The following is a 9,249-nucleotide window of genomic DNA, read 5'->3' as shown; positions in this document are numbered from 1 at the left end:
TTCATAATCAGGAGAAAACTCGACTTCATAAGTTATTGGTTCAGCAACTTCTTCTGTTGTAAACATTGATTTTGAAAGAAAAAACAGCGCAACACCTAATACAATACATACAGTTAGAATGGGTACTAATTTACTTTTTGTTTTTTTAACCATTGCAAATAATCCTCCTTAATATGGATATTTCATATTTACGCCTTGTATATCATCCTGTTGCGGAATGTAAACTTTAGTTCTGTCTCTTTGTGAATTCATAACTGAAAGAACTGGGGGAGTTTCATGTCCAAGGCCAATACCATGTCCTAATTCGTGTACTGCTGCACTTCTCCGAGTTAGAGAGTTATTTACAATTTGTGGATTACCGATATTTATCACAGCATTAAAATATAGAGAAGAACCATTAAGGGCATAACAAGTTCCATAAAGAGATGGGTCATCTACATTTTCTGTACCAACCTTATTAGGAGCAATATTATCGGTCAGAACATACTTGATTTTAGATTGAGCACTATTCCAATCAGATACAGCAGTTGTAAAAGTACTTTTATATGTTGAATTGGTGGTTGTATACTGTAAAGTTACAGTATATGGTTGCAGGGGTTTTTTAGGCCAGTTTCTAGTATTAAAACTGTAGGCATTAGTTGTTGTTGCTGATATAAAAAAAAGAATCATCACTAATAAAACAGAAAGTATAAGATTTTTATTCATTTCTATTAATCTCCTTTTATATATTTTTAATATTTTATAAAACTTAATAAAGATTAATTCCTCCTTTTTTGAACTTCCTATATTTAACTACAAAGCCATAGTAATACATTCTCGCTATTTAATCAGTTATTCTATGTTTTTTGAAAGAACAATAAAAAAATTAAGGTGCATGCAGCATACACACTTAAAAAGGTCTATTTCTCTTACAAGAAATAAACCTTTCTTATTTAATGATCTTCAACTAAAGCTACCCGTTAGCCATACATGTAGCGCAAAATCAGCGCTACACCACAGAGGATGAAAATGTGTACAGAACGGGTGTTATGTCTACTAGGGGGCATGGAGCATCCAAATCAAAATTAAAACAGTAGATGTATTAAAGTGTACTCAAAATACTTCTCAATCTAACACAATGGAAATATGTTAGATCCAAAAAAGTCTCCCTTTTATTTAGAAAGGGAGACTTTTTTATCTATTGTAGGTGTCACAACTTAGAGGTATTGACACCGTTTTCGGGATGCAGTAATATCAAGGCATCAAGTGGTGTCATAACTAATTGTCATAAGTGAACTGCAAAAAGGGGACAAATACATATGAAATATGGTTATGGTCGTGTAAGTACAGCGTCACAAGATTTAGAGTTACAGCTGCAGACGTTGGAAAGTGAAGGTTGCGACAAAATCTATTCCGAGAAATTCACTGGAACTAAAGCGGATCGTCCCCAATTTGTAGAGTTACTTTCATTGCTGAAAAATGGGGATACATTGGTAGTTACGAAGCTAGACCGTTTTGCAAGATCGGCAGAGGATGGGGTAAATCTAATCAAAGAATTGCTTTCAAAAGGAATCAAGGTTCACATATTAAATATGGGACTTGTAGAAGATACATCAATGGGCAGATTAATTTTAAGAATGTTATCAGCTATTGCGGAATTTGACAGGGATATGATAGTTGAACGATTAGCAGAGGGGAAAGCCATTGCGAAGCAGAATCCTGATTTCCGTGAAGGTAGACCGAAGAAATTCACTAAAAAGCAAGTAGCACACGCTTTACAGCTATTGGAAACGAATTCCTATACGCAAGTAGAAGAAATTACAGGGATTTCTAAAAGCACACTAATCCGTGCCAAAAGAGAAGTAACTAAAGGGTTGCTTTAGTTTAAGTATTGGCTGCCTTTCATAGCAGCTTTTTTTATTGAGTAATGGAGTTAACTACTTCCGTGAATTGGTGTTATGTCAACCTGTTGTGTATGGACCATACAAGCCCGTTCAGCGATTGAATCGATGGTTTGTGTATGGAGATAATATCTATCAATCTAATTTTAGAGCGCTTTCTAGGGCTGTTTAAGGCGTTTTTAAGAAAGGAGCTACTTTAGAGCGTTTTTTGATTTATTTCGACAACAAAACAGTTTTGAATTTCCGGATAACTGGTAAACTATTTTTATTATGGTAATATTACAAATGCAGCAAAAAATAGGAAAATTTGAATAGGAGGAATTCGAAGTGATGATGAAGAGGAAAGTAGAAATTTTCATAATTAGTCTTCTTTTATTTACACTAGTATTTACATCTAGCTCAGTAAATCAAGTAAAAGCAGCTTCTTATGACTGGCGCAATTTAGGGACGTTCCCAGTAATTGGATCTGGATACACAACGAGTGGTGGATTTGTGGAAGCCATGCAATCAACTCTATGGTCATCTGGTTATTCTTCAGCAGTAGGGACAATTGATGGCTACTATGGGACAGGCACAGCCAACGGCATTAAAAGCTTTCAGAGTGGAAATGGATTGGCATCGGATGGAGTAGCAGGAGCTGCGACTTGGAGAAAAATGGAAACGTATACATTCAACGTGGATACTTGGACTAGAAAGTACAGTAATCCTGGTAGTTCAGTGTATGTGACTGAATTTAAAATGTATAGTACCGGTGCGGGAGCAGGATACTTCTCTGGATTAATAAGTAAAACGAACAATAGCGTAATCAGACAAAATAGTACCATGTGGTTAGACTAATAATTAATAGGAGGTTTTATTAATGAAAAGAAAAACATTTTACTCAACTGCTTTAGCATTCGGCGTGATTGGTGTTTCCTTTTTCGCGGGTAACGTTATGCTTGAGACAAGTGCTGAAGAAAATATAGCAGAAGAAGTAAAAGTTCCTAATGTAGAAGTTCCTATGGTAGTAACCTTAGAAGACCTTGCACCAGTAAAGTTTAATAGTGTTGATGAAAGTGAAGTTAAAATGCCTTTAAATCTTGAAGAAAAGAATATAGACCATATTGTTGGAGAAGCAAGAGGAGTTAACGCAGAAAAACGACCTGGAGGATACTTAATTGAAACTTGGTATCCCACAGATACAGAGAATGGTGATTTGTTAGTAGCTCAGAGTATCAATGAGTATGGAGTAGCTCAGTCTCTTGTAGAAGACGTAAAAACGTGGTATCCAGAAGAACTAGGTGGATTTAAGGAATTGAATCTAGGTGGATATCAGGCCATCCTAAATGAAAATGAAGAAGATGCTAATACTCTTCATATAATTACAGACAATGAAATATTTACAATAGCCGGACAAAAAACCGAGATTTTGTTAGATGTGGCTGAGGAAATGATTAAGGATCTTCAATAACATTTTTGCATTATGGAAAAGGTCGCTCCTCATAGAGAGAGTGACCTTTTTTCAATGAAATACTTTCTCGGATTTTCCCTTTCATTTTTTATCTTCCAAAAACCTCTTTTTCAGGATTCTGTATTGAGACATACCAGGTTTCTTTTTGATTACTCGCTTGGTAATGATCTGAGTGACGATTTGGAGCAGTATCACTCTTACTTTTAAATTATTTTTCATGTATCTGTCACGCTAACGGGTGTTATGTCAACCGGTCGTACATTCTTCATACATCCATGCCAAGTGCAAGAACAAGGATTAGGATGCATGAGCCTAAAAACTTCTGAATTTAGAAGTAAACCACGATAACCACTGGTAAACTATATTATTTAATGGTTAACTCGATAAAAATGAGTTAACAAAAACAAAAGAGCCTTCGAGGGCTCTTTTTTATCTCTCCAAATCTTGATTTCTCTCTTTTCTTAAATCACGCTTGTGAAGTCTTTCAAATTCACTGGTATTCATTTTTCCTTTCACCTTATCTACAAGGTCACCAAAAGCCTTCTTAAACGATTTCAAGCCCTCTGTACGCTCTTTAACGAATTCTTTGGCACTTTGATAAACTAATCCTATTTCAGCCTTTAAATCGCTTATACGGTCTTCTAACGAAACGATTTTATTTTTTGCAGTATCAAGTTCATCTTTTAAATCATAATTACTCTTTTTAAGTCCCTCCATTTGTTCAGACATATCACCAACCAAGCCACTCAATTGACCATTTAGTTTGACCAAATCACTTTTTACTAAATTCTCATATTTTCCTTTAAGAACAGAACCAGCCGTTAGTTGTTTTTTTATTTTTTTCATTTCCTCATTCGACAAAACGTAATTTCCTGTTTCTTTTTCTATTGTTTCTTTTCGCCCAAATGACTTTGGTATTACCTCTGTTTTCTTTTCTTTTCGCACGATTTTAATTTTTATATCTTCCCCACTGGGGATGTCTTCGTTCATTGCCAGTAACTCTTTTTTTCTATCACCAATTCTTTCTTCAATCACATATTTTTCATCTTCTAATTGGTCTATTTCTTTTTCTAAATCTTTTTTTGCTCTTCTACAGAAAGTGCATTCATATATTCAGGCGAAGCTGTCACCATAAATTCTGACAGGACAACCGAATTTGCACGAGGTTTTCTTTTCACTTGCTCCGATATTTTTTCTTTAATTTCACTTTCATATTTTAAATTTTGATCATTCAACAAATCATAATTTTGCTCTGTTTTTGAATAATCGATGTCGGGATTACTTTTGCTTGTTCCTTGCCTTTGATTGTGTTTTTGAATGCCCTGCACATCTGATACTTGGAATTTTTGCATTCTTATAATCGCAAATTGCGCCATGTACTGCATCTCCTTTTACATCGGGGAACGAATCATATTGGGATAAGAATAGCACATCGGGGGGAGGAGGACCAAAACCCTTGGTATAGCCCACTATACCAATTTCATTGGTGCGGGCTCTCCGAGGGTGAAAAACAAGAAGTCTGTCACGCTAGCGTGACAGACTTCCCAAGTTCAAAAGCAGAAAAAAATAACCGCTTGCAGCCGTTGTTTTTTTCTAGTAACAAAAAAGCATTTGAACCTTTGCTGATTCTCGCAAAGGTTCAAATGCTTTTCCAGATCAAGTGCAAAAGAACAGACCTTGCCCCTTTTGCAAAAGGGGCAAACCCCCAAAATTCCCTTCGCCAGGTGGCAGGTTCTCACATGGGGTGAGAACCAAAAAGAGGGTGGGGAATCATCTCTTGTATCAACTCCTTAAATTCCTTCCGCTTTTGCTTCAGTCAGACATTTACCGTTGACACTTCCCGATATTTCTCCCTCTGGACAAGATTAAATTCAGAGCTTTTTCATGACTTAATTCACGATTTGAACCATCATCAAAATAACTATAATAACCGAAAATCCAGTCGAAACCATTTCAAATCTAGTCATTATAAAGGGATTTCTAATAATTAGTTGAAGTGTTCTTTATCATGAAAAAGAGGAGAACGAACAATGAGCAAGTTTGAAGATGCCTATTGGGGTAAAGAAATTGCTGAAATACTTCAAATTGGCGACAGTACATTGAGAAAATGGTGCTTATCTCTAGAAAATCAAGGTCACATTTTTATGAGGGGCCAACATAACAGCCGAGCATTTGTCGAACGTGACCTATTAATATTACGGAGAATGAAAGAACTCATTCAAAATAAAGGAATCACACTCGAAACGGCATCTGAGATTGTCATATCAAGGTTTAATCAATCAGAAGGAACAGCATCTGTTCTCAGAGAGAACACAGCGGAAGAACAGACGCTTCCTGTCGTTCCACCTGTTCTTCAGAACGAACTACTGTTAGATATATTAGAACGGCAAGAACGATTAGAAGAACAGAACAAACAGTTTCTGTTGATGCTTGAAGAGCAACAAAACTATATTAATAATAGTCTTGATAAACGTGATCTTCAGTTAATGCAGGCTTTAAAAGAATCGCAGGAAACAAAAAAGCTAATCGCTTCCACCTTGGAAAAGAAGAGTTTTTTTGAAAAAATATTCGGTAAGAGGTAACACTTTGTAAATGATGTTTATTAAAATTAGTCTGTCACGCTAGCGTGACAAAGTTGTTAAATGACTGTCACTCTAGCGTGCCTAAAATGAAAAAACTTGACCCCACCAAAACACTAGGCTTCGCCTAGTCCCACACCAGAAGTGGGGCCAGTTTTCCCTTATGCTCTTTCTAGCTATTTCTAGCTATTTCTAGACATTCTGATTTTTTAGCTTTATCTCTAATGTATTTCTTGTCTTCTTCTTCATTCAATTTCATTTGAAAGAAAGTATTAGTTCTCGCCATATTTTCTACTCCTTTTTTAATTACTTTTGAACGAAGCGACAACAGATTTCACTCAAGTTTTAAAACAAACCGTTGAAGAAAATTTAAAAAGAGCAACTGCAGCAGTTGCTCTTTTTTCTAGTAACATATTTTTAACCTTCACCCTTTTATATTGGACTGTTACTTTTTTTAATATCTATCATCAATCTTCTTAGCGTTGATGTTGTAACCTCTAAATTTGATAGACGAGAATCTAATACTGTTTCTAGAAAACACTCTTTTAATCAAAACAATAATAAATCTCTTTTTTTAGATTCGTCATATAACCACTTTATAAAATCATCGCTGTCCTTCGGAAAACGATAGCTGCACCCTTCGAATTTATAAATTTCTTGCCTTTGTTCTTCTGTATGGTCGTCATTGCTTTGTATAACTTCATAAGCCCAGTAGTGAAGAAAACGGTGAGTAATTCCCATTTTCATTTTGATTTCAATAAGTTGGCTATAATACGCAACAAATTGAACCAGTGGCCAAAACGTTTCATCAACATTTAAAGTGGGTTTGTCGGTTTGATCCTTTAGGCTAATGATGGTCGATTGCATGTTATCACACTCTTTCTTCTAACCAATTATAGAAGGGTACAGATTTTTTAACAGCTGGTTTTTTATCATTTTCCAACATCATTTCAATCCATCTAAGATTATCTTTCGCCCGTGGAATATATTCACTTGCTTCTTTTGAAGTAACTTGCTCCCCTGTGCCTTTTCGCATCTCTTCTGTTTCTATAATTAGCTTTTTCGCTTTCTCTTTATTCTCTTCATTTTGCATTTGATGAACAGCGTCCCATAGCGTAAACACTTCGTCAATCAGTCTTTTTAATTCCTCTGATTGATTATCTGTTGCTAACGGAACTGTTTTACCTGTTGACCAATGTATTTCAAATCCGACAATAGCCCGACCTTTTTTCTTTTCTTTGTACCAAACTTCAAGTTCGGTGTACTTGTTTAATTCCTCGATAGCAACATCTAATACAGTTTCCTTGAATCGACCTGTATTAGACTGATATGTTTTTCTGTTTTCAACGCCGAACAAACGCAGGAGAGCCTCTTTTGAAACGGGTAAATAGTAAGCCCCATAACGGGCCTTTAAATATTCATATAACGTCCAACTAAAGCCACTCTTGAATTGTGATGTAATCGTTAAATCAGTTGTTACATAATGATCCTTTAACTCCAAAATATGAGGAATCATATCGTCAGTCCATTTAAAACGAAATTCACCCTTATCGTATTTAATTGACTGAAACACATTCCAATACTCAAAATAATCATTTTCCAAATCCTCAATACTAAACTTTAAATTCAATAATCGTTGTGCATCTATCTTGGCATCCTTGGTTAAATAACGTTTAAGTTCAAACTTCCTTTCGAAATCGGCTTTTATGAACCCCGTGTGCCCGTCCTGTTGCGTTGAAAAAATAGCGAAAGCAAATAATTGCATTTGATTTAAAGTTAAGCCCTGACTCAACTTCGCCATTGAAAAGTCATTACTCTTTTTAATGCCATTTTCATAAGAGACCAATTGTTTTTTATCGTTTTCCCTAGCCAATCAATTCACCCATTCCCCATTATCCTTTTTCTCTCCCCATACTGTACTTTATTAATTACAAAAGTTCAATATAAGGAGAGAAAAAGTTCAGTAATGGGAGAGAAAAAGTTCAGTAATGGGAGAGAAAAAGTTCAATAAAGGGAGAGAAAAAGTTCAATAAAACTCTGTAACCCTTGTGGCTCTAAGGCTCGTGAGTCTGTTAAAGGTTATTAAGTCTATTAAGTCTTTAAATAAAATCATTATATAGCATTCGCTAATTATCATGCATTTCTCTTTTTCTATAAAAAATCAGAATAAATTATTTCACTCCAAAAACAAAAGGCCGTTACTAGAAAAAAAGAGTAGAACAAATCCATAAACGAACTTGTCCTACTCTTCGAATCTATTAATTATAGCTACAGAAGCACACAGGAGGCTCGTATATGTACTTTAAGAGAGGAATTGAATATATCTATCAATCTGATTTTAGAACGCCTTCTAGGGGTCTTTACAGCGTTTTTAGAATATAGACGATTGAAAGTGCATTTTGGGGTTTATTTCACCAAGTTGCTTTGTATATTTATTCATTTAGACACGTCTAGCGTTCAGCAGAAAGACCGTTAACTCAACGATGTATAAACGCTGTATACAAGGTCCAGAGGACCACAGGTTCCACTTTGTTGTCACACGGGGGTTTACCCCTCGGCCTGTACTGGAAACAACTTCCGAGAAGGTGATTTATGTAAACTAGAAAAACCTAGATTGCTCATAATTAGCTACCTAGGTTTTTTAATGGGTAAGTTGATTATATTTTTCTTTAGATAGTTATTATCTTATTTTGTTTTCTAATTCATTATCAATTTCTTTGAATAATTCATCTTTACTTTTTCCTGAAATTTTATCAATTTTGCTTAAACCAATACGTTCAGATGTAAAATGAATAACACTTTTTGACTTTGTTACCTTTTTAGATTCCGTATTTTCTGTATTAGTTAAAAGTTCAACTATATTATCTGAACCAATTTCCACCTGGAAAGGTACCGATGCAGGTCCATAAGCATCTTTAGTTTGTAATTTCTTTAAAAACAGGACATATTCTTTATTTAAATCAGGTTTATTATAGTTAGGAAGATTTAATTCAGCTTCTACATGTTCTCCAGCTTCATTATACTCTAAATAAACAGTGTGTGGAATTGCTACTTCGATCGTTTTTCCAGTTTCACCTGCCAATTCTTCATCTACAATAAAAGTATAAACTTCGCTTAAATAATTTTCTCCCATGTTCCAGTCCTCTACAAATTTCTCATAGTGTCCTTTAACAATATAATCAGAGTTGGCTACAATGCCTTTAACATCTCCATTTACTTCATAATCAGGAGAAAACTCGACTTCATAAGTTATTGGTTCAGCAACTTCTTCTGTTGTAAACATTGATTTTGAAAGAAAAAACAGCGCAACACCTAATACAATACATACAGTTAGAATGGG

General features: G+C 35.0%; 10 protein-coding genes. 4 read left to right on the top strand and 6 right to left on the bottom strand.

Translation table 11 applies throughout. The features are described 5' to 3' along the window. Window positions 1-168: 168 nt before the first annotated feature. A complete protein-coding gene (locus I2484_RS20200) occupies window positions 169-705 on the bottom strand; it encodes a zinc metalloprotease (protein ID WP_186673847.1) in 537 nt (178 codons plus the stop codon). A 593-nt stretch (window positions 706-1,298) separates the two neighbouring features. On the opposite strand from I2484_RS20200, the gene I2484_RS20195 reads away from it, so the two are divergent. The 3 genes from I2484_RS20195 to I2484_RS20185 all read left to right on the top strand — a co-directional run bounded on the left by I2484_RS20195 (window position 1,299) and on the right by I2484_RS20185 (window position 3,330). Continuing rightward, window positions 1,299-1,862, top strand: a complete 564-nt coding sequence (locus I2484_RS20195) for a recombinase family protein (protein ID WP_186673809.1) — start codon at window positions 1,299-1,301, stop codon at window positions 1,860-1,862. Between the two features lie 348 nt (window positions 1,863-2,210). Next, window positions 2,211-2,717 carry a peptidoglycan-binding domain-containing protein gene (locus I2484_RS20190; protein WP_186673846.1) on the top strand — a complete coding sequence of 169 codons (507 nt, stop codon included), beginning with the start codon at window positions 2,211-2,213 and terminating at the stop codon, window positions 2,715-2,717. 22 nt (window positions 2,718-2,739) lie between these two features. Then, window positions 2,740-3,330, top strand: coding sequence for a hypothetical protein (locus I2484_RS20185; RefSeq protein WP_186673844.1), 591 nt, complete (start codon window positions 2,740-2,742; stop codon window positions 3,328-3,330). Between the two features lie 429 nt (window positions 3,331-3,759). Here the strand turns inward: I2484_RS20185 and I2484_RS20180 are convergent, their stop codons facing one another. Then, entirely contained in the window at window positions 3,760-4,365 is a 606-nt protein-coding gene (locus tag I2484_RS20180) for a nucleotide exchange factor GrpE (protein WP_207152852.1), read from the bottom strand. 35 nt (window positions 4,366-4,400) lie between these two features. Next, entirely contained in the window at window positions 4,401-4,706 is a 306-nt protein-coding gene (locus I2484_RS20175; protein WP_207152851.1) for a plasmid recombination protein, read from the bottom strand. Between the two features lie 654 nt (window positions 4,707-5,360). Here I2484_RS20175 and I2484_RS20170 point away from each other — a divergent pair. Continuing rightward, a complete protein-coding gene (locus tag I2484_RS20170) occupies window positions 5,361-5,912 on the top strand; it encodes a DUF3967 domain-containing protein (protein ID WP_186673851.1) in 552 nt (183 codons plus the stop codon). A 546-nt stretch (window positions 5,913-6,458) separates the two neighbouring features. Here I2484_RS20170 and I2484_RS20165 read toward each other — a convergent pair. The 3 genes from I2484_RS20165 to I2484_RS20155 all read right to left on the bottom strand — a co-directional run. After that, on the bottom strand, window positions 6,459-6,776 hold the full coding sequence (locus I2484_RS20165) for a hypothetical protein (protein ID WP_186673850.1): 318 nt from the start codon (window positions 6,774-6,776) through the stop codon (window positions 6,459-6,461). Between the two features lie 4 nt (window positions 6,777-6,780). Further along, window positions 6,781-7,782 (bottom strand): replication initiation protein, encoded by a 1,002-nt coding sequence (locus I2484_RS20160; RefSeq protein ID WP_186673849.1) that lies wholly within the window; start codon window positions 7,780-7,782, stop codon window positions 6,781-6,783. Between the two features lie 807 nt (window positions 7,783-8,589). Further along, on the bottom strand, window positions 8,590-9,249 hold a 660-nt coding region (locus tag I2484_RS20155), incomplete at its 5' end, for a hypothetical protein (protein WP_207152850.1).

The sequence above is a fragment of the Sporosarcina sp. E16_8 genome (assembly GCF_017347095.1).
In the GTDB taxonomy this organism is placed as follows: Bacteria; Bacillota; Bacilli; order Bacillales_A; family Planococcaceae; genus Sporosarcina.
The sequence above is the reverse complement of the archived record's forward strand: the minus strand, read 5'-3'. Positions and strand labels throughout refer to the sequence as shown.